Origin of the sequence: Metallococcus carri (genome assembly GCF_011440275.1) — a bacterium.
Taxonomy (GTDB): domain Bacteria; phylum Actinomycetota; class Actinomycetes; order Actinomycetales; family Dermatophilaceae; genus Metallococcus; species Metallococcus carri.
Genome location: NZ_JAAOIV010000004.1, coordinates 209,911 through 232,791, shown reverse-complemented (window position 1 = coordinate 232,791; position 22,881 = coordinate 209,911). Strand labels below are relative to the sequence as shown.

General features: G+C 69.8%; 25 protein-coding genes and 1 tRNA gene. 4 read left to right on the top strand and 22 right to left on the bottom strand.

Annotated features, from left to right (window positions below):
- Positions 1–46 precede the first annotated feature (46 nt).
- Genes G9U51_RS07710 through G9U51_RS17810 form a run of 4 tightly spaced genes read right to left on the bottom strand, consistent with a single transcriptional unit; the run spans position 47 to position 4,212 of the window.
- Positions 47–1,852 carry an ABC-F family ATP-binding cassette domain-containing protein gene (locus G9U51_RS07710; protein ID WP_166195596.1) on the bottom strand — a complete coding sequence of 602 codons (1,806 nt, stop codon included), beginning with the start codon at positions 1,850–1,852 and terminating at the stop codon, positions 47–49.
- Positions 1,853–1,855: 3 nt separating this feature from the next.
- Positions 1,856–2,761 carry a 4-(cytidine 5'-diphospho)-2-C-methyl-D-erythritol kinase gene (locus G9U51_RS07705; protein ID WP_166195593.1) on the bottom strand — a complete coding sequence of 302 codons (906 nt, stop codon included), beginning with the start codon at positions 2,759–2,761 and terminating at the stop codon, positions 1,856–1,858.
- 10 nt (positions 2,762–2,771) lie between these two features.
- Positions 2,772–3,623, bottom strand: coding sequence for a 16S rRNA (adenine(1518)-N(6)/adenine(1519)-N(6))-dimethyltransferase RsmA (gene rsmA / locus G9U51_RS07700; RefSeq protein ID WP_207948120.1), 852 nt, complete (start codon positions 3,621–3,623; stop codon positions 2,772–2,774).
- Between the two features lie 31 nt (positions 3,624–3,654).
- On the bottom strand, positions 3,655–4,212 hold the full coding sequence (locus G9U51_RS17810; protein ID WP_328823371.1) for a resuscitation-promoting factor: 558 nt from the start codon (positions 4,210–4,212) through the stop codon (positions 3,655–3,657).
- Between G9U51_RS17810 and G9U51_RS17805 the strand changes: the two genes are divergently transcribed.
- Positions 4,202–4,504, top strand: coding sequence for a hypothetical protein (locus G9U51_RS17805; protein ID WP_328823370.1), 303 nt, complete (start codon positions 4,202–4,204; stop codon positions 4,502–4,504). The two genes, G9U51_RS17810 and G9U51_RS17805, sit on opposite strands and share 11 nt — an antisense overlap.
- Before the next feature lie 237 nt (positions 4,505–4,741).
- Here G9U51_RS17805 and G9U51_RS07690 read toward each other — a convergent pair whose 3' ends face one another.
- The 3 genes from G9U51_RS07690 to G9U51_RS07680 form a co-directional block, all read right to left on the bottom strand.
- On the bottom strand, positions 4,742–5,593 hold the full coding sequence (locus tag G9U51_RS07690) for a TatD family hydrolase (RefSeq protein WP_166195588.1): 852 nt from the start codon (positions 5,591–5,593) through the stop codon (positions 4,742–4,744).
- The gene (gene metG / locus G9U51_RS07685; RefSeq protein ID WP_166195585.1) at positions 5,594–7,381 is read right to left on the bottom strand and encodes a methionine--tRNA ligase; all 1,788 of its coding nucleotides are present in this window, start codon (positions 7,379–7,381) and stop codon (positions 5,594–5,596) included.
- Positions 7,382–7,447: 66 nt separating this feature from the next.
- Complete coding sequence (locus G9U51_RS07680) at positions 7,448–7,924, bottom strand: winged helix-turn-helix domain-containing protein (protein ID WP_166195582.1); 477 nt, start codon at positions 7,922–7,924, stop codon at positions 7,448–7,450.
- Between the two features lie 55 nt (positions 7,925–7,979).
- On the opposite strand from G9U51_RS07680, the gene G9U51_RS07675 reads away from it, so the two are divergent.
- Positions 7,980–8,753, top strand: a complete 774-nt coding sequence (locus G9U51_RS07675; protein WP_166195580.1) for a S41 family peptidase — start codon at positions 7,980–7,982, stop codon at positions 8,751–8,753.
- A 59-nt stretch (positions 8,754–8,812) separates the two neighbouring features.
- On the opposite strand, the gene G9U51_RS07670 is transcribed toward G9U51_RS07675, so the two are convergent.
- The 4 genes from G9U51_RS07670 to rsmI form a co-directional block, all read right to left on the bottom strand.
- Complete coding sequence (locus G9U51_RS07670; protein WP_166195576.1) at positions 8,813–9,034, bottom strand: type II toxin-antitoxin system Phd/YefM family antitoxin; 222 nt, start codon at positions 9,032–9,034, stop codon at positions 8,813–8,815.
- Positions 9,035–9,064: 30 nt separating this feature from the next.
- Positions 9,065–9,442 carry a hypothetical protein gene (locus G9U51_RS07665; protein ID WP_166195573.1) on the bottom strand — a complete coding sequence of 126 codons (378 nt, stop codon included), beginning with the start codon at positions 9,440–9,442 and terminating at the stop codon, positions 9,065–9,067.
- Positions 9,443–9,744: 302 nt separating this feature from the next.
- Complete coding sequence (locus tag G9U51_RS07660; protein ID WP_166195570.1) at positions 9,745–10,344, bottom strand: DUF4126 domain-containing protein; 600 nt, start codon at positions 10,342–10,344, stop codon at positions 9,745–9,747.
- Between the two features lie 95 nt (positions 10,345–10,439).
- Complete coding sequence (gene rsmI, locus G9U51_RS07655) at positions 10,440–11,270, bottom strand: 16S rRNA (cytidine(1402)-2'-O)-methyltransferase (RefSeq protein WP_166195567.1); 831 nt, start codon at positions 11,268–11,270, stop codon at positions 10,440–10,442.
- 37 nt (positions 11,271–11,307) lie between these two features.
- Between rsmI and G9U51_RS07650 the strand changes: the two genes are divergently transcribed.
- Entirely contained in the window at positions 11,308–12,930 is a 1,623-nt protein-coding gene (locus G9U51_RS07650; RefSeq protein ID WP_328823369.1) for a dolichyl-phosphate-mannose--protein mannosyltransferase, read from the top strand.
- Between the two features lie 235 nt (positions 12,931–13,165).
- Here the strand turns inward: G9U51_RS07650 and G9U51_RS07645 are convergent, their stop codons facing one another.
- From G9U51_RS07645 to galU, 11 genes are all read right to left on the bottom strand, one after another.
- Complete coding sequence (locus G9U51_RS07645) at positions 13,166–14,704, bottom strand: PH domain-containing protein (protein WP_166195560.1); 1,539 nt, start codon at positions 14,702–14,704, stop codon at positions 13,166–13,168.
- Positions 14,701–15,135 (bottom strand): PH domain-containing protein, encoded by a 435-nt coding sequence (locus G9U51_RS07640; protein WP_166195712.1) that lies wholly within the window; start codon positions 15,133–15,135, stop codon positions 14,701–14,703. Before G9U51_RS07640 ends, G9U51_RS07645 begins: the two co-directional genes overlap by 4 nt.
- A 44-nt stretch (positions 15,136–15,179) precedes the next feature.
- Positions 15,180–15,710: an inorganic diphosphatase gene (locus G9U51_RS07635; protein WP_166195557.1), complete on the bottom strand. Its 531-nt coding sequence runs from the start codon at positions 15,708–15,710 to the stop codon at positions 15,180–15,182.
- 149 nt (positions 15,711–15,859) lie between these two features.
- A complete protein-coding gene (locus G9U51_RS07630) occupies positions 15,860–16,552 on the bottom strand; it encodes a DUF4396 domain-containing protein (protein ID WP_166195554.1) in 693 nt (230 codons plus the stop codon).
- A 251-nt stretch (positions 16,553–16,803) separates the two neighbouring features.
- A tRNA-Ala gene (locus tag G9U51_RS07625) sits at positions 16,804–16,876 on the bottom strand.
- A gap of 105 nt (positions 16,877–16,981) precedes the next feature.
- A complete protein-coding gene (locus tag G9U51_RS07620) occupies positions 16,982–18,310 on the bottom strand; it encodes a hypothetical protein (RefSeq protein ID WP_166195551.1) in 1,329 nt (442 codons plus the stop codon).
- Positions 18,311–18,492: 182 nt separating this feature from the next.
- Entirely contained in the window at positions 18,493–19,104 is a 612-nt protein-coding gene (locus G9U51_RS07615) for a GNAT family N-acetyltransferase (protein ID WP_166195547.1), read from the bottom strand.
- Positions 19,101–19,595 carry a MogA/MoaB family molybdenum cofactor biosynthesis protein gene (locus G9U51_RS07610; RefSeq protein ID WP_166195544.1) on the bottom strand — a complete coding sequence of 165 codons (495 nt, stop codon included), beginning with the start codon at positions 19,593–19,595 and terminating at the stop codon, positions 19,101–19,103. Before G9U51_RS07610 ends, G9U51_RS07615 begins: the two co-directional genes overlap by 4 nt.
- Complete coding sequence (gene moaC / locus G9U51_RS07605; RefSeq protein WP_235945673.1) at positions 19,588–20,019, bottom strand: cyclic pyranopterin monophosphate synthase MoaC; 432 nt, start codon at positions 20,017–20,019, stop codon at positions 19,588–19,590. Before moaC ends, G9U51_RS07610 begins: the two co-directional genes overlap by 8 nt.
- Before the next feature lie 44 nt (positions 20,020–20,063).
- Positions 20,064–21,311, bottom strand: a complete 1,248-nt coding sequence (locus G9U51_RS07600; RefSeq protein WP_328823368.1) for a molybdopterin molybdotransferase MoeA — start codon at positions 21,309–21,311, stop codon at positions 20,064–20,066.
- Positions 21,277–22,224 carry a UTP--glucose-1-phosphate uridylyltransferase GalU gene (gene galU, locus G9U51_RS07595; RefSeq protein ID WP_166195537.1) on the bottom strand — a complete coding sequence of 316 codons (948 nt, stop codon included), beginning with the start codon at positions 22,222–22,224 and terminating at the stop codon, positions 21,277–21,279. The genes G9U51_RS07600 and galU overlap by 35 nt, the downstream gene beginning before the upstream one ends.
- 71 nt (positions 22,225–22,295) lie before the next feature.
- On the opposite strand from galU, the gene G9U51_RS07590 reads away from it, so the two are divergent.
- Entirely contained in the window at positions 22,296–22,865 is a 570-nt protein-coding gene (locus G9U51_RS07590; RefSeq protein WP_166195534.1) for a 5-formyltetrahydrofolate cyclo-ligase, read from the top strand.
- The last annotated feature ends 16 nt before the right edge of the window (positions 22,866–22,881 follow it).

Genomic DNA, 22,881 nt, shown 5'->3' with positions numbered 1-22,881 from the left:
CGGCGCGTCGCGGTCACCCGTTGACGCAAACACGCCGGGCCGTGGCCTACTCGAGGACTTCGGCTGCCTCCAGCCAGGCCAGCTCCAACTCATCACGCTCGGCCCGCACGGCCCGCAGCTGCTCGTCGAGCTCGGCAGCCTTGAGATGATCGTGCGCGGCCTCTACCAACTGGTCGTGGAGCCGTTGCTCGGTCGTCGCCAGCCGGTTCAGCGACCGTTCGATCCGCTGCAGCTCCTTGCGCGCCTCGCGTTCCTCCGCCGCCGAGCGGCCGGCGCCCGACGCGGGCGCCGCGCTCGAACTCGTCGCCGCAGCCTCGCGCGACGACGCCTGCTCGGCGCGCAACTGCAGGTACTGCTCCACGCCGCCTGGCAGATCACGCAACCGGCCGTCACCGAGCAGGGCCACCTGCCGATCGCACATCCGCTCCAGCAGATAGCGGTCGTGCGACACCACGACGAGCGTGCCGACCCAACCGTCCAGCACGTCCTCCATCGAGGTCAGCGTCTCGATGTCGAGGTCGTTGGTCGGCTCATCGAGCAGCAGCACATTGGGCTCGGTCATCAGCAACCGCAGGAACTGCAGCCGCCGACGCTCGCCACCGGACAGGTCGCTCACCCTCGCCTGCTGGCGAGAACCGCTGAACCCCAACCGTTTTGCCAGCGAGCTCGCCGAGGTCTCCTTGCCGTCGAGCATGATGTAGGACCGCACGTCGGTGATCGCGTCGATGACCGTGCGGCCCTCGACCTGGTCGAGTTCGCGCAATTCCTGGGTGAGGAAAGCGAGCTTGACCGTGCGGCCCTCCTTGCGTTTGCCCGCGCTCAGCTCCTGGCGACCGGCGATCGCGCGCAGCACCGTGGACTTGCCGGCACCGTTGACGCCGACGATGCCGGTGCGTTCGCCCGGTGCGAGCCGCCAGGTCTGCTTGTCGAGGATCTGCCTGTCCCCCAACGTGATTGACGCATCGAGCAGGTCGACGACGTCCTTGCCCAGCCGGCTGGTCGCGAAGCGCACCAGCTCGACCGAGTCGCGTGGGTCCGGCACTCCCCGGATCAGCTCGTTGGCAGCCTCGATCCGGAACTTCGGCTTGCTCGTGCGCGCTGGCGGTCCGCGCCGCAGCCAGGCGAGCTCCTTGCGCAGCAGATTGGTGCGGCGTTCCTCGGTCACTGCCGCGATCCGGTCGCGCTCGCTCTTGGCCAGCACGTATGCCGCGTAGCCACCCTCGTATTGCTCCACCCGGCCGTCCACCACCTCCCACGTCAGTGTCGACACGGCGTCGAGGAACCACCGGTCGTGGGTGATGGCGACGAAGGCGTTGTCCGGACGGCTGCGACGCTGCACCAGATGGTCCGCCAGCCACTGCACCCCTTCGACGTCGAGGTGGTTGGTGGGCTCGTCGAGCAGCAGCAGGGCGGGGTCGTCAATCAGCAAGCGTGCCAACGCAATTCGGCGGCGTTCGCCACCGGAGAGCGGACCGATCGACTGCCCATGGCCACCGACGCCCGCCAAGTCCAGTCCGCCGAGCAGACCGTGCAGGATGTCGCGGATGCGGGCATCACCGGCCCACTCGTGCTCGTCCAGGTGACCGAGGACGACGGCACCGACGGTGGCCGCCGGGTCGAGGGTGTCGTCCTGGGTGAGCAGCCCGGTGGTCAGGCCGCCGACGCGCGTCATCCGCCCGGAGTCGACCGGCTGCACGCCGGCGAGCACCCGCAGCAGGGTCGACTTGCCGCCACCGTTGCGGCCGACGATGCCGATGCGGTCGCCGGTGCCGACTCCGAGGGAGACATCGCGCAGCAGTTGCTGGGTGCCGAGCGCGAGTGGAATGCGTTCGGCCGCAGTGAGATTGGCCATGTCCTACCCGTGCGAGGTGACTTTGGCGCCGGGGTGCGGCCCGGAGGCTCGGACAATGTCGTCGGCGACCTTGGCCGCGTTGAGCGCGACCATCAGATCGAGCGCACCGGAGCGGTTCTCGCACAAGAACGCGCAGGTCGGCCCGGAGCCGGACACCACGGCGGCGAGCGCCCCCTCCTCCAGGCCGGTCTCGAGGGTGTCGCGCAGCGTCGGCCGGAGCGCGATCGCGGCATCCTGCAGGTCGTTGTGCAGATGCTCGGCGAGCGCGTGCACATCGCCGCCACGCAGCGCCGTCATCATCTCCTCGCTCACCATCGGCACGGGAACCGCGCGGTCGGCACGGAGGCGATCGCACTCGGCATACACCTGGGGGGTGGACAAACCCTCGCGCTGGAGGGCGAAAACCCACTCGTAACTGCCGCCACCGAGCACCGGTGCGAGCTCCTCGCCGCGGCCCGAGCCGAGCGCGGTGCCACCGACGAGGGCGAAGGGGACATCGGAGCCGAGGCGGGCGGCATACCCGAGCAGGCGCTTGCGGGAGATGCCGAGATCGAAGAGCGCGTCGACCGCGACGAGGGTGGCCGCAGCGTCGGCGGAACCGCCGGCCATGCCGCCGGCGACCGGGATCGACTTGTCGATCGTGATGCGCATCGGGCCGATCTCGGGGAAGGATCGCGCCAGCCGCTTGGCTGCCTTGACCGCGAGGTTGGAGTCGTCGGTCGGCACGCGCGCGGCGTCCGGGCCGGTCACCGTGCACGACCAGGACGATGCCGGCTCGACGGTGACATCGTCGGTGAGGTTGACCGCGTGGAAGATCGTGGCGAGCCCGTGGAAGCCGTCTTCGCGGGGTGGCCCGACGGTGAGGGCGAGGTTGACTTTCGCCGGCACTCGCACCGTCACCGCTTGCATGTCGCCCACCCTATGCAATGCGTGCGGCCGCGATGGCGGCGAACTGCTCCACCGATAGCCGTTCGCCTCGCCAGGTGGGATCGATGCCGGCGCGGCGGAGGGCTTCCTCGGCGGCGGGTGCCGATCCCGCCCACCCGGCCAGCGCCGCGCGCAGGGTCTTGCGGCGCTGGGCGAAGGCCGCGTCGATGCACGCGAAGACCTCCCGCCGGGTGGCCGTCGTCACCGGAGGGTGGCGGCGGGTCATCGCGACGAGGCCGGAGTCGACATTGGGGGCGGGCCAAAAGACGGTGCGGCCGACACGGTCGGCCAGGCGGACGTCGGCATACCAGGCGGCCTTGACGCTCGGGACTCCGTAGGCCTTGCTGCCGGGAGCGGCGGCGAGTCGCTCGGCGACCTCCAACTGCACCATGACGAGCACGCGCCGGATCGACGGGAAATGCTCGAGGAGGGACAGGACGACCGGCACCGACACGTTGTAGGGCAGGTTGGCGACGAGCGCGGTCGGTTGCGGGTCGGGCAGTTCGCGCAGCGTCAGGGCATCCGCGGCGACTACCCGCAGGCGATCGGCGTGCTCGGGGTCGAACTCACCGATGGTGCGCGGCAGCCGCGCGGCCAGCACCGGGTCGATCTCGACAGCCGTGACCGATGCGGTCTCGGTCAGCAGCGCGAGGGTGAGCGAGCCGAGGCCGGGACCGACTTCGACGACGTGGTCGTCGCCGGTGACCTCTGCGAGGCGGACGATCTTGCGGACCGTGTTGGCGTCGACGACGAAGTTCTGCCCCCAGGACTTGGTCGGCCGTATGCCGAGTTCGGTCGCCAATGCGCGGATCTGCGCCGCGCCGAGGAGAGTCACGGCGGCCATCCTAGAGAGCGCTGGAGGTAACTCCCTGCGGTCAGGCGGCGCTTGCGCAACCCCAGGGGCCGAGGCCGGCTTGGTCGTAGAGGTGGTTGGCGATGGTGATCTGCTGAGCGCGGCTGGCCAGGTCGGCGCGCGGGGCGAACCGGCCGCCGCCGTTGGCGAGCCAGGTGCCGGCATCGAACTGCAGTCCGCCGTAGTAGCCGTTGCCGGTGTTGATCGACCAATTGCCGCCGGACTCGCACTGGGCGATCCGGTCCCACATGGCCGACCGGCGCAGGTCGAGCCCGCCGGTGGGGGCCGGGGTCGGGGACGATGTCGGGGTCCGGGTCGGCGTGGGGGTCGGGGTGGGCGTCGGCTGCGGGGCGGCGACCGGTGCCTTGGTGCCGATGACGACGATGCGATCGACCGGAGCCTTGACGACTTGGCGTTGCACGACGGTGCGCGCGAGCACCCGGCCACCGAGCACCGACTGCCGCACCGTCAGCTTCTCCGCACCAGCCACGCCGGAGCGCAGCACCTTGCGGGTGCCCTTGGCCATCGAGGCGTCAGACCGACGCTGGGTGGCGAAGGCGATATCGCGGGTGACGACCACGGTGCGGGTCGTCGCGGTGGGCCGGGCCGCGTCACGGCCGACAGCCGGCTTCGCGGCGCGGCGCACCGAGGTGGGCGACGGCTTGGTCGACGTCGTGCTGCTGCTCGTTGGCGCCGGCGTCGAGCTCGTGCTCGAGGTCGTGCTGGGGCTCGTGCTCGTCGGCGTCGGGGCGGGCTGGTTGGCGCCGGTGCTGCCACTCGAGCCGCAGGCCGTCAGCGACAGGGCGGCGGACAGGGTCGCCACGGCGAGCGAGGTCGGTCGAACGAAACGCAAGGGGACTCCAGGGGTCTGAACTGCCCCGCGACAGGCGTGGACGCGCGTCGTCGCAGCGTCCGGGGTCGCTGTCGCCGGTGGGACCGCCGTCACCGGCCGAGTCCGCGGGCCGCCGAGCGGGGCGACCGGGGAGCGCATCCGCCATGGTCCTGCCGGCGGGTTGAACTGCACTACCGTGGCGGACGATCCACTATCAGTCAAATCGGCCCGAGGCAACGATGCGCCCGCAACGGATCGGTAACAACGCTCAGGGCGCTCACCAGTTGCCGTAAACCCGCTCCGTGTTGGCCGCGATCGCCGCGCAGAGCGAGGGCACGTCGACGTTCAGCACGTCGGCCATCAGCCGCACCGTCACCGGCACCAGGTAGGGCGCATTCGGCGCGCCACGGAAGGGCGACGGGGTGAGGTATGGCGCGTCCGTCTCGACCAGGATCCGCTCCAGCGGAGTCACCGCGAGTGCATCGCGCAGGCCGCGAGCGTTCTTGAAGGTCACCGTGCCCGCGAAGCTCAGGTAGTAGCCCCGGTCGACGCACTCGCTCGCCATCGCCGCATCGCCCGAGAAGCAATGCAGCACTACCGCGTCCGGCGCCCCCTCCTCCCGCAGCAGGCGCAACACGTCGTCATGCGCCTCGCGGTCGTGGATCTGCAGTGCTTTGCCGACGCGCTTGGCCAGGTCGATATGCCAGCGGAACGAATCCTGTTGAGCCGCAACGCCTTCCGGGCCGGTGCGGAAATAGTCAAGGCCGGTTTCACCGATAGCCCGCACGCGCGGATGCCCGGCATACCTCTCGATCGTGGCGAGCGCTTGGTCGAGGTCACCGCGCTCGGCGTGCTTGGGCGCCTCGTTGGGGTGGATCGCGATGCCGCCCACCAGCTCGGGGTGCTCCTCGATCGCGCGCATGGTGAACTCCACGCCCGGCAGGTCGCAGCCGACCTGCACCATCCGGGTCACCCCGACCGCCTTGGCCGCCTCGATCGTGGCCCGCACGTCGACCGGCTCCTGGCCCTCGCGGGAGATGTCGAGATGGGTGTGGTTGTCGGCGACCGGGATCGGCAGCGGCGCCGGCGCGGGCGGCGGGCTGCTGTGCGATCCGGTCTCGTGCGCCATCTACCGGCCCAGCCGGGCGTTCTCTTCGGCGACGACCGTCTTGGCGTCGAGCTTGGTGAAGATCGGCGTGGGCTTGGCGACCGGCGTGCCGACCCGCACCGGCGTCGACTCCCACCGCGGCGTGGCCGAGTAGTCGCCGGTGATGATCGGGTAGGCGCGCGACTCGTCGTCGAGGTCGCGCACCTGCTCCAGCCGCGGCATCGGCATGAACTCGCCCTCGTGCCCGAGCAGGGCCGCCACCTGGTTGGCCGAGTGCGGCAAGAACGGCGCCATCATCGTGTTCAGGTCCTGCACCGCCTGGGCGAGCGTGTGCAGCACGGTCGCCAGCCGGTCGCGCTGGTCGTCGCCCTTGAGCCGGAAGGGCTCGGTGTCGGTGACGTACTTGTTGGCCTCGCGCACCAGCCGCATCACCTCGGCGATGGCGGCCTTCTGCCGCTGCCGCTCGAGCAAGTCACCGACCGTGGTGAACCCCTGCCGTATGGCGGCCAGCAGCTCCTCGTCGATCGGCTCCAGCCTTGTGGCAGAAGGGATTTCGCCGAAGTTCTTGGCGATCATCGCCGCGGTGCGGTTGACCAGGTTGCCCCACGCACCGACCAGCTCAGCGTTGTTGCGCTGGACGAAGTCCTCCCAAGTGAAGGGCGCGTCCTGGGTCTCCGGCCCCGCTGCGCAGATGAAATAGCGGATCGCGTCGGCGCCATACCGGGCGATGACGTCTTGCACGTAGATCACGTTGCCGCGGCTGGTGGAGAACTGACCCGACCCCAGGTTGAGGAAGCCGGAGGCGACGACCTCGGTCGGCAGCTGCAGCTCGCCATACCTCCCGGGCTCGCCGCCCTTGTCGCCCTTGCCCATGTAGCCGAGCAGCTCGGCCGGCCAGATCTGGGCGTGGAAGGTGACATTGTCCTTGCCCTGGAAGTAGTAGGAGCGCAGGGCGGGGTTGTTCCACCAGTCGCGCCACTTCTCCGGCTCGCCGAGGCGCCGGGCCCACTCGATCGCGGCGGACAAGTAGCCGATCACCGCGTCGAACCAGACGTAGAAGCGCTTGCCCTCCCAGCCCTCGACCGGGATCGGGATGCCCCAGTCGATGTCGCGGGTCATCGCGCGCGGGTGCATGTCCTTGGCGATGTTCTTGGCGAAGTTGATGACGCCCGGGCGCCAGGTGCCGGCCGCGTCCACCTCGTCCAGCCAGGCCTGCAGGGCGCTCGCGAGGGCGGGCAGATCGAGGAAAAAGTGTTGGGACTGGGCGAATTTCGGCGGCAGGCCGTCGACCTTGCTCACCGGGTTGATCAGGTCGGTGGGGTCGAGCTGGTTGCCGCAGTTGTCGCACTGGTCGCCGCGCGCCTCGGGGAAACCGCAGATCGGGCAGGTGCCCTCGATGTAGCGGTCGGGCAGCGTGCGGCCGGTCTTGGCGCTGATCGCGGTCATCGTGGACTGCTCGATCAGGTACCCGTTGTCGCGGATCTGCCGGAACATCTCCTGCACGACCGCATAGTGGTTGCGGGTCGTCGTGCGGGTGAACAGGTCGTAGGACAGCCCGAGGTCGGTGAGGTCCTGGGCGATCACCGCGTTGTATTTGTCGACGACGTCCTGGACCGGCAACCCCTCCTGGTCGGCCAGCACCAGGATCGGCGTGCCGTGCTCGTCGGTGCCGCTCACCATGAGCACGTCGTGGCCGGCCATCCGCATGTAGCGGCTGAACACATCGGAGGGCACCCCGAAACCGGCGACGTGGCCGATATGCCGGGGGCCGTTCGTGTACGGCCAGGCGACAGCGGACAGGATCTTCATGGCTGCTCATCCTAGGTATGCCGCCCGCTCCCCTTCGCACCGATTCCCACCATGCGTCCGCTCGCCTTAGTGCGCGCGGTAGACACCGACCAGCACGCCATACGACGGGCTGCCCTTCGGCGCAGGTCGCAGTCCGTCGACGAATCCCTTGAGTTGCAGCGCGATTCGCTCGGCATCCTCGGGCCGCAAGCGCAGGTGACGCAGGTCCAGCAGAGCCGTTTCGTCGGCGAGCACGCCGTCGCGCACCGCGCCGAGCATGCCGTCGGTCGCCTCGCGGTCGCCCTCGAAGGCGAGCTGGTCGAAGGTGCGCCGCCAGATGATGCGGGTGCCGCCGCGACCGGTCCGGGTGCCAGCCCGCTCGACCAGTCCGACCCGTTCGAGGACTGCCAGATGGTGGGCGACATTGCCCTTGTGGGTCTGCAGGATGCGAGCCAGTTCGCTGATCACGCCACCCTCGTCGGGCAGGGCGAGCAGCAGGCGGTGCCGCATCGGGTGCTGCAGTGACGCGCTCTGCTCGCCGGGACGGACCTGATGGGTCGTCATGCCGAAAGCGTCAAGAGCGTTGGACTCTTCTGTCAAGAGCGACTGCACTGGCGGTATGTCGATCGCTCAACGCTTCGCCGATCTCGTCGCCGAGCATTACGTCCTCGCCGATCTCGCGCCGGGGTATGCCGATGCCATCCGTGGCGTCGCGACCCGGGTCGACGCTGCCCTGCCGGACCTGGCCGCAGCGAACGAGGTGATCCGTTCCGTGGCGCCGGACGGGCACCTCGGCATACGGCACCTCCCTCGCGAATCCGCCGACCCCACAGGAGCTTTCGCAGTCACGTGGACGGGACCGACCGCCATACTCTCGATCGCTCCGGTGTTTCCCGACGACGAAGCCGCGGTGCGATCGGCCGCCGCTGAGGTGGCGGGAGCAGAACGGCTGATCATCGATCTGCGCGCGTGCGGTGGTGGCGACACCGACGTCGTCGCCGCATTGGAAGGGCATCTGCTGGGTGCCACACCGGTGCTGGTCGGGCGCTTCGAGAAGCGCGACGCGGCCCCGGTGGAGCAGTGGATCAGCCCTGCCGATCCGCAGCTGACGATGCCGGTCTCGGTGTTGACGAGTCACCGCACGTTCTCCGGCGGCGAGGACCTCGCCTATGTCCTGCAGGCGGCCGGCCGCGCGATCGTGGTCGGCGAGGTGACGGGTGGCGGCGCCCATCCGGTCGACCACTTCCCGCTCGACGACGGCTTGGTGGCGCAGATCCCGACCGGCCGATTCGTCAGTGTGTTCACCGGCATCAACTGGGAAGGCGTCGGTGTCCAGCCGGATATCCCCTGCTCGGCCGAGTTGGCCCTCGACACCGCATTGCGCTCGTTCTAGCCCCGCATAAGCACTGCCGGCGCGCTCATCTCAAGAGCACTCGGCATCGCGGGGATGCCTCACTGCCAGCGCGCCAACTCCTCGTCAGGGATCGGCGCGTCGAAGTCATCGGGCACCGAGAACTTCATCTGTCCGAACCGCCGCCGCTGTGCTTCGGCGATCGGCACGATCCGTGCGACGGGACGCTTTCCGCGCAGGATCGTCACCTCCCGCCCCGCCTCGACGTCGTGCAGGAGCCGCGAGAGGTGGGCTTTCGCCGACCGGACCGAATGCGCTTCCATCCAGCAAGTCTGCCCGAAAGCCCTCAGCGGTCAGCGCTGTTCGCAGAGAGGGTCGGTGGGGAGGCGCAGGCGTGCGGTGGCCGGGTCGTCGACGGCATAACAGACCCACACCGTGCGCCCGCCGAAGGCGAACGCCGCCGGGTCGACGTCGCCGGTGACGGTATGCCGCCTGCCGCCGGCCTGATAGCCGACGGTGAGTTGTGTGCGGCCGTCCTTGGTGGTGCTCTGTTGGACCGAGCCGTAGGTCATCAGCCAGTTGCGTTGCTGCTGCTGGCTGTTCCACCACCAGGTGAGGCCGGCCGCAACGATGGCGAGCACGATGACGCCCACCGCGAGTTGGAGGCGCAGCAGTTTGCGGTGGGCACCGGCACCCGAGGTCCGCGGTGGCGGCATCGGGCGCTGGGTCATGCCGAAATCCTAGGCACCGACCGATCCGGCGCAGGGCTGTACATCCGGCACGGCGGTGCACGTCTGGCACGAGGGTGCACGTCTGGTCTGGCGGTGTTACATCTGGCACGGCATGCGGTGCCAGATGTAAAAGGCGGTGCCAGTCGTATGCCGCCGCGCCACTTGCAAGCGCTGAGCGCACCCGCATGCGGCAAAGGCACTCGCATGCCGTGGTCAGCGCATGCAAGTGACGTCAGCGCATGCGAGTGGCCGGGGTGCCTGCGAGTGGGCCGACGGCATCCGAGTCCGCAGGCCACGCCGCGCTAGGTGGCGAGTTCGGCGCGCTGTCGGCACCGGGCGAAGCGCCGCGCCCGCCGCAGGATCGCGAAGATCGCCCACGCGAGCAGCACCAACCCGATGATCACCAGGATCGGCAGGAAGATCGCCACGAAGCTCAGCCCGACCGAGGTGACATCCTCCGACGCCGACACGATCGGCGCGCCGACGCCGAGGCTGGCGATATTGATCGCCGGGCGCACCGTGGCCTTCCCGGCGTGCACGACCCCAGCGATGAGCGCACCGCCGATGCCCGCGATCCAGGGGTTGTCGTGCATGAAGGTCGAGTTGTCCAGCGCGTTCGGCGCGGTCGTGGCCGCAGCCACCACGCCACCGATGGTCGGTCGCACCGCCGTGCCGACGATGTCGTTGACCGAGTCCACACCGGGGATCTTGTCGAGCACCACCTCAAGCGCCAGCAACACCACCGAGGCGCCGATCACCCAGGGGTTCTCGATCCACTGGAAGGACGACGGCAGGTTGATCACATCGGTAAACCGCGAGATCAACGCGACGATGAGGAACGGCACGTAGGCGTTCAGCCCAGCCGCGGCGGACAACCCCGCCCCGGTCAACGCTGCGAACATGCTGGCCACCTTTCGGGTCACTCGGCCCGGTCGGACCACCCCACAGTGTGCACCGAGGTGCGGCCTCGGCCCCGGAACCGGGCGGGCGCGACATCTCAGCGGGCGGCGAGGGCGGCGTCATACAACGCCTTCTTGGAGACACCGGTCGAGGACGAGACGTCGGCGCAGACGTCCTTGAGTCGCTCACCGTCGGCCACGCGCGCGAGCACCTCCGGCAACAGGTCGGCCGCCGTATGCCGGACCGCCGGAGCCCCAGCGACCACCACCGTGATCTCGCCGCGCGCGCCGTCCACCGCCCACTCGGCGAGGTCGGCGAGCGGGCCACGGCGGACCTCTTCGTAGGTCTTGGTGAGCTCACGGCATACGGCGGCCGAGCGATCGTCACCGAACGCGGAGGCGAGGGCCGAGAGCATCTCGGCCAGCCGGTGCGGCGCCTCGAAGAAGACCATCGTGCGCGGTTCGTCGACGAGGGCGGCCAGGCGACGGGACCGCTCCCCCGCCTTGCGCGGCAGGAAACCCTCGAAGCAGAACCGGTCCACCGGCAGCCCCGACACCGCGAGCGCCATCAACACAGCTGACGGCCCCGGCACGCAGGTGACCCGCAGCCCCTTGTCGACGCACGCGGTGACCAGCCGATACCCCGGGTCGGACACCGACGGCATCCCCGCGTCGGTGACCAGCACGACGCGCTCGCCGCGCGCGACCCGGGCGACCAGCTCCGGGGTGCGGGAGGCCTCGTTGTGTTCGTGATAGCTGACCACCGACGGCGGCAGCGATACCTCGAGCGCGTCGGCGAGGCGGCGCAACCGGCGGGTGTCCTCCGCGGCGATCACGTCGACGCCGGCGAGCTCGCGCGCGAGGCGCGGTGGGGCGTCCGCGGGATCGCCGATGGGCGTAGCAGCGAGGACGAGCACACCTTCGGGCATGGGCGTCACTGTAGGCGTCGTCGGTTACCCTCACGACGTGTCTTCCGAGCTCGCCGAGCGCACGGCCCTGCGCCGTCGACTGCTCGGCCGGCCGCGCACCGCGCAGGAGAAGCTGTGGGGCTGGCTCGGCCCCGCGATCGTCACCGTCATCGGCGGGATCATGCGCTTCTGGCAGCTCGGCCGCCCGCACCAGCTGATCTTCGACGAGACCTATTACGTCAAGCAGGGCTGGGCGATGACGCTCTTCGGCTACGAGATGAAGCCGACGTCCGCGGTCGACCAGGCGAAATCGGCCGACTCGCTGTTCACGATGGGGCACGCAACGCAGGGTGTGTGGGGCACCGAGGCCGACTTCGTCGTGCACCCGCCCCTCGGCAAATGGCTGATCGGCGGTGGCGAACGCCTCTTCGGCATCGACAGCAGCTTCGGCTGGCGGTTCGCCGTCGCGCTCGTCGGCACGCTCGCGATCTACCTGGTCGGCCGGGCCGCGTGGCACCTTTTCCGCTCGCCGGTGCTGGCCACCCTGGCATCGCTGCTGCTGTGCTTCGAAGGCGCCGAGTTCGTCATGTCGCGCACCGGGATCCTCGATGTGATGGTGATGTTCTTCGCGCTGGCGGCCTTCGTCGCGCTGCTGGCCGACCGCGACCGTTCACGCCGGATCCTCGCCGACAAGGTCGCCGCGATGAAAGCCGCCGGCACCTGGACCGGCCAGCGCGCCCCATGGCTCGGATTGCGGCCGTGGCGCTGGGTTGCCGGCGTGATGATCGGCCTGGACTGCGGGGTGAAATGGTCCGGCGGCTACTTCTTGGTGGTCTTCGGGCTGATGAGCGTGTGGTGGGACCTCGGCGCCCGCCGCGCCGTCGGCACCCGCCACTGGGTCGGCGCAACCTTCCTCAAGGACGCGCTGTTCGCCATGGTCGCGATGGTGCCGACCGCGGTGGTGGTCTACCTCGCGACCTGGATCGGCTGGTTCCGCTCGACCGACGCCTACGACCGCACCTGGGCCAGCCTCAACCCGGCCGACGGCAAGCCCGGCCTGTCGCCGACGAGCTCGACCTTCGCCTGGCTGCCCGACTCGCTGCGGTCGCTGTGGCAGTACCACATCCAGATGTATGACGCCGCCGTCGGCATCACCTCCCCGCACGACTACATGTCCAACCCGTGGTCCTGGATGCTGCAGACGCGGCCGACGTCGTTCTTCTACGAAGGCTCCAACCGCGGGCAGGCCGGCTGCACGGTCGCGCAGTGCTCCAAGGCGATCACCTCGCTCGGCACCCCGCTCATCTGGTGGGCCGGCACCATCGCGCTGGCCGTGTTGCTCTTCCAGTGGTTGCTGCATCGCGACTGGCGCGCCGCGGCCATCCTCGGTGGCATTGCGGCCGGCTGGCTGCCGTGGTTCACCTACCAGCAGCGCACGATCTTCACCTTCTACTCGGTGGCCTTCTCCCCGTATGTCGTGCTCGGCGTCGTCTTCGTGTGCGGGCTCGTTCTCGGCTCGCGCTCTGCGAGTCGGGCGCGACGGCGGGTCGGGACGATCGCGGTGGGTGTCTTCACCACGGCGGCGGTGGCGATGTTCATCTTCTTCTGGCCGATCTACACCGCCCAGCTCATCCCCTACAGCCACTGGCAGTGGCGGATGTGGTTCCCGAGCTGGATCTAGCGAGCCCCCGCTCTGCCCGGGGCGCTCCCTACACCCGTAGTAGAGGAATCCGGCGGCTATCGCGACCGCTTCGGATTACTACCGATGTCGAGGCTGTCTACAGCGGTAGTAGAGGAATCCGGCGGTTATAGCGACCGCTTCGGATTACTACCGATGTCGAGGCTGTCTACAGCGGTAGTAGGGGAATCCGGCGGTTATAGCGACCGCTTCGCCCTACGACGGGTGTGGGGCTGTGTCAGTGCGTGCGGACCGTGTCCAACAGCTCGGTGAACAGCACCGCCCCGGCCTCCGCCGGCACATCCAACACGGCGTACTCCTGGTCCCCCGCGGCGGTGGCGAGCAGCACCGTCGCCACCCCGGCGCGGCGCTGGAAGAACGTCTGCCGATAGGTCACCGCCACCGCAGCCGTCCGCTCCACGACGAAGGTCTCCCGATCCACCGCACCCGACCGACCGATCAGGAACCGGTCGGTCAGCGCGTGCCCCAGCGCAGCCGCCCGGCTGCGACCGAGCAGGAGGGCTAGGACGAGAAGGCCGACGGCCGCGACCCCGGCATACGGCAGGAGGTCGAGCGCGACGAGGGGCACGGACGCGAGCGCGGTCAGCGCGATCCAACCGAGCAACGCGCGGGTGTAGCGGCGGCGGGCGGCGACCGGACCGTGCCCCGCGATCGGGATGTCGAGCACGCCCCGCGCCCCGAGGATCGCGTCGGCCGTGCGAGCGACGACCACCCGCGGCGACGGCGGGGTGAGGCTGGAGCTGTCCTGCGACTTCTTGCCCGCGACGCCGGTGGTGATCGCGGACAGGCTCGCGGCGCGCGCCCACCGCATCGGGATGGGTTCGTGCAGTTCGACCCCGCGCAGCCGGCGCGCCTCCATCGAGGTGTTGCGGGTCGTGAGCAGACCCCGGCTGACGTGGAAGGTGCGCCCGCCCGGGTCGCGGCTGAGCCGGAAGCCGAACCACGTCAGCACCGAGCCGATCAACGCCACGATCACGATGAACGCCAGCCCCGCAACGACCGCGACGGCAACGACGACCATCACGCCGAACCCGCGCGCCAGGTCGACGCCGTCGCGCACTGCGCCGTTCTCGGTGAGGTCGATGCCCGCCTGGCTGATGACCTGCGCGCCGACACCGAGCAGCGCCAGCGCGGTGATGAATCCGGCCGGCGCCAGCGGCGCGAGCGCGAACCACGCCGGCCGCATCGTGTAGAGGACCTCGTCGGGTGCTTCGACGTATGCCGGCCGCGCGGCCTTGGCAGCTTCCCGCGCCTGTCCGTTCACGTCGGTGGTGGGCGAATCCCCTTGCGCCGCAACGCGTTCCGCGTCCACTCGGTGCAGGAGGTCGCGGCGCAAAGCGGCTGCCTGTTTGGCGGACAGCCCGTCGAGGATGACCGATCCGTCGTTGCTGTTCGCGGCGCCGGTGCCGATCTTGACCACGGCCAGGCCGAGCGCGCGATGCAGCAGCGTCGCGGTGACATCGACCGAGCGCACCCGATCAAGGGGCGCCGACAGTTCGGTCTTGTTGACCAGCCCACGCCGCAGTTGCACTTGCTGGGCGGTGAAGCGGTAACGCGTCGTAAACCACCGCGCGACGCCCAGTGCGATCGGCACCACGGCGCCCAACGCGCCATACCAATGTTGGCCGACCTGGCCGCCGGCGAAGAGCAGACCGACGAGCGCGGGCAGGAATCGGATGACTTCGCGGACCGGGTGGATCAGCACCATCCGCGAGTCGAGGCGACGCCAATCGCTTTGCGCCGCAGGCGAACTCACGTCGCGTCACCCTCGTCGAGCGCTGCCTGAGTGGTGAGCTCATCCACCAATCGCTCAGCGGTGGCCCGGTCGAGACCTTCGATCCGCAGGGCGCCTTTGGCCGATGCCGTCGTGACCTGCACGGTCGTCAGCCCGAAGAGCTGGGCGATCGGTCCACGGTCGGTGTCGACGGTCTGCACCCGGTTGAGCGGCGCGACGCGGCGCTCCTGGTTGAACCAGCCGGTCTGGGTATAGACGGCCCGATCGGTGAGCTCCCAGCGGTGGACGCGATACCGCCATACCGGAATCACGAAGACGCCGAGCACCAGATCGAGCAGGGCGACGACGACCGCGAGCCACCGCCACGGATCGTCCAACCAGTCGAAAACCCATGCGGCACAAGCGATTCCGACCAGCACGAGGCCTTGGATGGCATAGCTCACCCGCCACATTGTCACCGCGCGGCGGGCGACCCGATGGGCCGGCTCGCGCAGGACTACTTCTGCTGCCACCGAGCGATCGACTCGCGGATGACGTCGGTCGCCTCCGCGGCGTCGCCCCAGTGCTCGACCTTCGTGGAGCCCGGCTTCTTCAGCGCCTTGTAGTTGTTGAAGTGGAACTCCAACTGCTTGATGAGCTGGGCGGGCACGTCGGCCATGGTCTGGATCGCGTCGCCGGAGTCGCGGTCGTCGGTCGGCACGCAGACGATCTTGTCGTCGACCTCACCATCGTCGACGAACTTCATCACGCCAATCACCTTGGCCTGCAACACGATTCCCATCGGCAGCGGGTCGGCGGTGATGACCAGCGCGTCGAGCTCGTCGCCGTCCTCGTCAAGGGTCTGCGGGATGAAACCGTAGTTGGTCGGCTTGGCGAAGATCTTCGGCTCGACCCGGTCGAGGCGCATGACCGCGTGCTCACGGTCCCACTCGATCTTGTGGTTGCTGCCGGTCGGGATCTCGACGACGACATTGATGACGCCTCCGTCGACGTCACCGGCATCGAACGCGACGTTGTAGTCGGTCAACGTTTTCTCCATCTCGTATGACGTGTGCTCGCCTCGCGAGCCTACCGGCGCGGCTCGCTCCCCTGGTCAGGCGTCCTTGACCGCGGCGACCCGCAGGCGCGGTGGATCGTCTGGTTGCACAGCGGCATACACGCGGGTGAGCTGGACCTTCATGACCTCGATGGTGCCACCGCAGTGGCATTCGGGTGACCACTGCCGATGCCGAGGTCGTCGGCGGCGGAGACCAGCAGGCCGCCGAGCATGAAGGCGGCGATCACCGCTGCGAGCACAGGCGCGGGCGGGTCGGGGATGAAGCGCCGTGCGCCCTGTGCGTCCTTGCTCGCCGAGTGATATTCGTGGGTGAGCGCGTGCCCTTTGCCGCGCCGCAGCAGGTAGCGGTTGACCGGATAGGCGGCGAAGAACGCCACGGTGAGCGCGATCGCCATACTGATCCAGAAGATCGCGTTGACCACACCGGCGTTCATCGCGCCGGGGATGACAAGCATGACCAGGTTGTCGACGATCTCCATGGTCGCGATCGACAAGGTGTCCGCCGCGACCACAACACTGAGTGCGGCGCCGAGGCCGAGGCCGGCCTTGAGCAGCGGCAGCGACGACAGCGCGAAGCCGAAGACGAAGGCCAGCGCGATCGATAGGACCGTCGTGGGCAGGTTGGACCATCCGGCGGCGGTGCCGATGATCAGCCCGGCGATTTCGCCGATCGCACAACCCACGAGGCAGTGCAGGGTTGCGCTGGCCGCCATCGAGTTCAGCGCGGACCCGGACATGTCGTGGTGCCCGGACATGTCGTGGCCGGCGTGGGCGCTCATGCCATGGTCGGTGTGTTCGTGGGCGGACGTCATACCGCCATCGTGACCCGCGCAACGCGCCACTGTCAAATACCCCCTAGGGGTATACCGGGTGGCCACACTGACAGGCGAGGAACGAGCTCGCCACCCCTTCGCTGGTTGAGCAAGCGAGCGAGGAACGAGCTCGCGCGTCGAAACCACGATCCCACGGCAGCTGGTTTCGATGCGGTCCTCGTCCCTTACGCAACCGGCGAAACGACAAAAGTCCCGCCGCGCCGGATGGCGTTGCGGGACTTCGGGTTGGGTGGAGCTGAGGGGATTCGAACCCCTGACCTTCTCATTGCGAACGAGACGCGCTACCAACTGCGCCACAGCCCCTAGAGCGAGGTAGAGACTAACACCCCTCCGGCCACCGTTTCGAATCGGCCGCCGGACAGCGCGAAGGGCGCCCGGGAGGGGCGCCCTTCGCGGTGCTCCGCTGGCTCAGCCGGCCCGGTAGACCGACGGCAACTCCTCGAGTTCCTCATCGAGCGCCAGGCCGTCGAACGGGAGGTCCTCGACCGGCGTGTCGGCGTATGCCGGAGTCACCGCTGCCGGCTCGAACTCGCGGTCCGGCGCCTTGGCCTTAAGCGTGTAGGTGGGCGGCGGCACCGCGACGGGCTGCCAACCATCGACCGACGCGGATGCGCTGGGCGGCGCCTCCTCGACCTGCTGCACCTCGGCAGCCACCGGCTGAACCGGTGCGGGCTGGTTGTCGAACACCACGTCACTCGGCGCGGCAGCGACCTGCTCGGTGCGCACGACACGGCGCGGCTCGGCGTGGACTGTGGCCCGCTCGCGCGGTCGCTCGGCGCGCTCAGCCCGCGGCCGCTCAGCCCGCGGTCGCTGAGCCTGCTCGGCGGTCGCGAGTGACGTCTCGCGACGAACAACTGACGTTTCGCGAGGATTTGCTGACGTCTCGCGACGAACAACTGACGCTTCGCGAGACTTTCGTGACGTTTCGCGAGGATTTACTGACGTTTCGCGAGGATTTACTGACGCTTCGGCGAGGGCGGAACGGCGCAACCAGGCGACCACACCGGCCACTTCGAGCACGGCCGCGACCAGCAGCCACCACGGCCCACCGACCGCGACGAACACCAGCGACACCAGCAGGAAGGCCAGCGACACCAGCAGGCTGAGACCCCGCACCTGGCGGTCGCTCAGTTGGGCGAAGCGGTGGCCGGCCGTGCGAGCGACGGACCCCACGGTCGAGGCGATGCCGCGGGTGGCGGCAGCCGACGACGAGGCTGCGCTGCGGGCCCGCGCCGCCGCAGCCGACGAGCCGCCCGCCGAGCCGACCTTCGCGCCAAGCTTCGAGCCGCCCGCGGAGGCGACCTTCGCGCCAGGCTTTGAGCCGCCCGTTGAGCCGACCTTCGCGCCAGGCTTTGAGCCGCCTGACGAGCCACGCGAAGACGCCGGACCGGCCTTCGGGCCGCCGACGAGCTTGGCGGCCAGTTTGAACCCCGAGGAGGTCTTCACCGGTTCGGTCTCGTTGGACATGGGCTCTCCCACCACTGGTTGACCGGCTCGCAGCGAGGTGCGCTGGGCCTTGACCGACACCTGCGGCGCACCCGGCCGGGCGGGACCCGTCGACGCCATCGGCGCCACGCCCTGAGGCAGCGGGTCACGCCGGGACAGCACGCGCATCGACTCCGAGAACCGGTCGACTGACCGGGCGGTCGCGAGCGCGTCACGTCGGCGGATCCAGTGCTGGACCAAGTAGGCAGCCCAGATCGCCACGATGAGCAGGAACAGCAAGGTGGTCGGCACGAGACGACCGTACGTGCGCGTAGCACAGCCCCGGCGGACGTTGCCGGTGTGTCGTTCAAACGGAGCGTGAAAGCCGTTCCACCGCAGCGGCTCCGGCAAGTCCTCGACCTGGTCGACGTGTCGTTCAAAGGGAGCACGATAACCACCCCACTGCGAGATCCTCGTCGCCGCCGGGGTGTCGTTCAGACGAAGCGTGAAAGCCGTTCCACCGCAGTCCGACCCGCCAGATCCTCGACCGTCAGCGCGAAGCTGCGGTGGTCGTGCCAGCGCCCGTCGACGTGCAGATAGGCGCGCCGCACCCCCTCGTCGCGCATCCGCAACTTGGCCACCACCCGCAGGCTGGCCGTGTTGTCCGGGCGCACGTTGACCTCGACCCGGTGCAGCCCCAGCGGCCCGAAGGCATGGTCGTTGACGAGCGCCACGGCATACGGCGTGATCCCTTGTCCCGCAAGGGATTCGGCGATCCAATAGCCGAGCGCACCGGACAGCAGCGCACCCCGAGAGATCCCGGACAGGTGCACCTGCCCGGCCAGCGCGCCGTCGACCTCCAGGGCGAAGGGCAGCAGCCGCCCGGCCTTGGCCTCCTCGTCCTGCCGCCGCACCAACTGCGCGAACGACATGCTCTTGGCCGCCCGGTTGGGCGTGCTGGAGTCCCACGGGCCGTTCCAGGCCGCGTTGTCCTGCCGCAACAACAGGAACTCTCGTCGGTCGGCGTGAACTCGCAACGGCCGCAACACAATTCGCCGACCACGCCACTCCCCCGCGAGCGCCACCGGCCAGGGCCGGTCGATCACCCGCCGGGCTCCCCAGCGACGTGGTCTCCCCCGGCCAGTTGGTCGAGCGCGTGCGACAGGATCTCGCCCAGCACCGCCATGCCGTCGCGCACTCCGCCGGTCGAGCCGGGCAGGTTGACGATCAGCGTCCGCCCAGCGGTCCCGGCCAATCCCCGCGAAAGCGCCGCGGTCGGTATGCCGGCCGCCATACCTCGCGCTCGAATCGCCTCGGCGATGCCCGGGGCCTCGCGGTCGAGGACCGCTCGGGTGGCTTCCGGCGTCGCGTCGGTCGGTGCCAGACCGGTGCCCCCCGAGGTGACGATGAGGTCGGGGCCGGTCGCGAGCGCCGCGCGCAGCGCCTGCTCGACCTCCGGTCCGTCCGGCACCACGACCGGTTCGCCGACCTCGACTCCCATGTGCCGCAACGCTTCCACGGCCACCGGACCGGAGCGGTCGGCATACGTCCCGGCAGCCGCGCGGGTCGAGCAGGTGATGACGACTGCGCTAGGCATCTTCGGTCCAGTCCCCCGACCGGCCTCCGGATTTGGCGCTGACCCGGATGTCGGTGATGCGGGTGTGCTTGTCGATCGCCTTGACCATGTCGACCAGCGTCAGCGCGGCGACGGTCACGCAGGTGAGCGCCTCCATCTCGATGCCGGTGCGATCGGCGGTGCGCACGGTGGCACTGATGTCGACCCGGTTCGCCTGCACGACGAGGTCGACCTCCACTGCGTGCACCGCGACGGGATGCGCCAGCGGCACCAGCTCAGGCGTGCGTTTCGCCGCCTGTATGCCGGCCACCCGCGCCACCGCGAGCGCGTCGCCCTTGGGCACGGAGCCGGCGCCGAGCGCCTCGATCACGGCCGGAGACACCAGCACGCTGCCCCGCGCGGACGCGCTGCGCGCGGTCACCGGCTTGGCCGAGACGTCGACCATGTGAGCTGTGCCATCTGCGCGGACGTGCGTCAAACCCTTGTCATTCAACAGAATTCCCCCTCCAAGTCGATGATGCCGAGCCGGTCCCCCACCGCGACCTGGTCGGTCTCCGCAGGCACCAATGCCAGCGCGTCGGCGCCAGCGAGTCCACCGGTCAGGTGCGAGCTCGCACCACCGGCCGGCCGCACCTCAAGGTCGCCAGGGTGGCGCCGGTCGACGGTCACCCGAGCCACCTGCATCCGCCCCGGCGAGGTCCGCCAGGTCTCGGCCGCGCGCGCCATCGTGGTGCGAATCGCGCTGTCCCGCCCCGCCATTCGCCGCAGCACCGGCGCCGCGAAGAGCACGAAGGACACGAACGAACTCGCCGGATTGCCCGGCAGCGCAAACAGCGGCCGACCGTCGACGACCCCGAAACCCTGCGGCTTGCCCGGTTGCATCGCCACCGAGCTGAAGGTCACCTCCGACCCGGCTCCGAAGGCCGCCTTCAGCGGCTCGAACGCGCCAGCGCTCACCCCGCCGCTGGTGATGATCGCGTCCACTCCGGCTAGATCCGCGAGCGCCGCGCGCACATCCTGCGCGGTGTCGCCGATCCGCTGCACCCGCGCCACCTCGAAACCGGCTTGGCGCACCAGCGCAGCCAGCATGGGGCCGTTGGAGTCGACGATCTGCCCGGGCTCCAACACCTCACCGGGCGCGCGCAGCTCGTCACCGGTGCTGATCACCGCCACCCGCGGGACCGGATGCACCGTCACCTCCCGCACCCCGCAGGAGACGATCGCGGCCGTATGCCGGGCGTCCGCGCGCACTCCCGCGGGCACGACCGGGTCACCCGGCCGCAGGTCGCTGCCCGCCCGGCGCACCGCCGTGCCGGCGCCGACCGCCCGGTCGATGCGCACCTGCTGGGCGCCACCGTCGGTGAACTCGACCTGCACAACCGCGTCCGCACCCGCCGGCAGCGCCGCCCCGGTCATGATCCGCAGGGCCTCACCGACGCCCAGCCGGTGTGCCCGGGTGTCGCCCGCCGGGATGTCACCCACGACGGGCAGCGTGGCCGGCGGATTCGTCAGGTCGTCCGCGCGGACGGCATACCCATCCATCGCGGAATTATCGAAGGCCGGCACCGCCACTTCGGCGCGCACGTCCTCGGCGAGCACGCGACCGAGCCAGTCCGCGACCTGGCCGACCGGCACGCGCACCGGCGCCAGGGGTTCGACCGCAGCGAGCAACCGCGCCGTGTAGTCCGCCGGCGTGAGCAGGTCAGTGCCGCAGATGCCGTTGCTCGCCGTCTTCACCGCGGCCTTCTTCGGACTCGGCCCACTCGATCAGCCAGGAGCGGAAGTCGTCGCCGATATCGCGATGGCGCACGCCGAGGCGGACGACCGCCTTGAGATAGTCAAGCCGGTCACCGGTGTCATAACGCTTGCCGGTGAACTTCACACCGACCACGCCACCACCGGGCTCGGTCGACGCAGCGCGCTCCAGCAAGGCGTCGGTCAGCTGGATTTCACCGCCGCGCCCCGGCTTGGTCTCGGCCAGCACGTCGAAGATCGACGGGTCCAGCACATAGCGGCCGATCACCGCCAGATTGCTGGGCGCGTCGGCGGCGTCGGGCTTTTCGACCATCGAGGTCACCCGCACCACATCGGTCTCGCCCTCGATCGGCTCCACCGCCGCGCAGCCGTAGAGGTGGATCTGGTCGGCCGGCACCTCCAGCAGGGCGACGACCGATCCGCCGTGCTGCTCGCGGGCCTGGATCATCCGCTCCAGCAGGTGGTCACGCTCATCGATCAGGTCGTCGCCGAGCAGCACCGCGAAGGGCGCGTCGCCGACGTGCGCCCGGGCCATCAGCACCGCGTGACCGAGGCCGAGCGGCTCGCCCTGGCGCACGAAGTGGACATTGCCGAGGTCGGCGGACTTGCGGACCCGGTGCAGCTTGTGTTCGTCGCCCTTGCGCTCCAGGGCCGCCTCGAGCTCCCAGTGCCGGTCGAAATGGTCCTCCAGGGCGGCCTTGTTGCGCCCGGTGATCATCAGCACGTCGTCGATCCCGGCCCGGCTGGCCTCCTCGACAACATATTGGATCGCCGGCTTGTCGACGACCGGCAGCATCTCCTTGGGGATCGCCTTCGACGCGGGGAGGAAGCGGGTGCCGAGGCCGGCAGCGGGAATCACGGCCTTGGTGACTCGGTCGTGGCGAGGGCTCGTCATGGACCGAAGGCTAATGGGTCGGTCTGACCGCGCGGCGCCATAGCCTCGTGCGCCAGAGCACACTGTGCCGTGTGACCAACGACAAGGACGAGCTGCGCGCCCGGTTGCGCGCCGGCCGGCGGGCCCGCCGCGACGCCTGGACCCGCCAGCAGCGCGAGCAGGCGGCCGAGGCGATCGCGACCGCGCTGGCGGCCCACCTGGACGCCCGGCATACGCCCCCCGGCGTGGCGGCGACCTATGACCCCTTGCCGAGCGAACCCCCGGTCGAGCGCGCCACCCAACTGCTGCGCGAGCGCGGCTGGACGGTGCTGCACCCGACGACCCTGGACGACCTGGACCTGTCGTGGCATTCGGTGGACGACCCGGACACCGACCTCGGGCTGGACGCGATCGCGCGCGCCCGGCTGATCCTCACCCCGGCGATGGCCGTGGACCGCGACGGGCACCGGATCGGCAAGGGCGGCGGCTGCTACGACCGGGCGCTTCGCCGCAGCACCGAGGGCGCCGACGTGATCGCGCTGGTCTTCGACGACGAGGTGCTGGACGCGGTGCCGCACGAGCCGCACGACCGGCCGGTGGGTGCGGTGCTGACCCCGTCGGCGGGTGTGCGCGCGCTGCCCTTGCGCGGATTGGGAGACTAAGCCGCACCCAACCCTG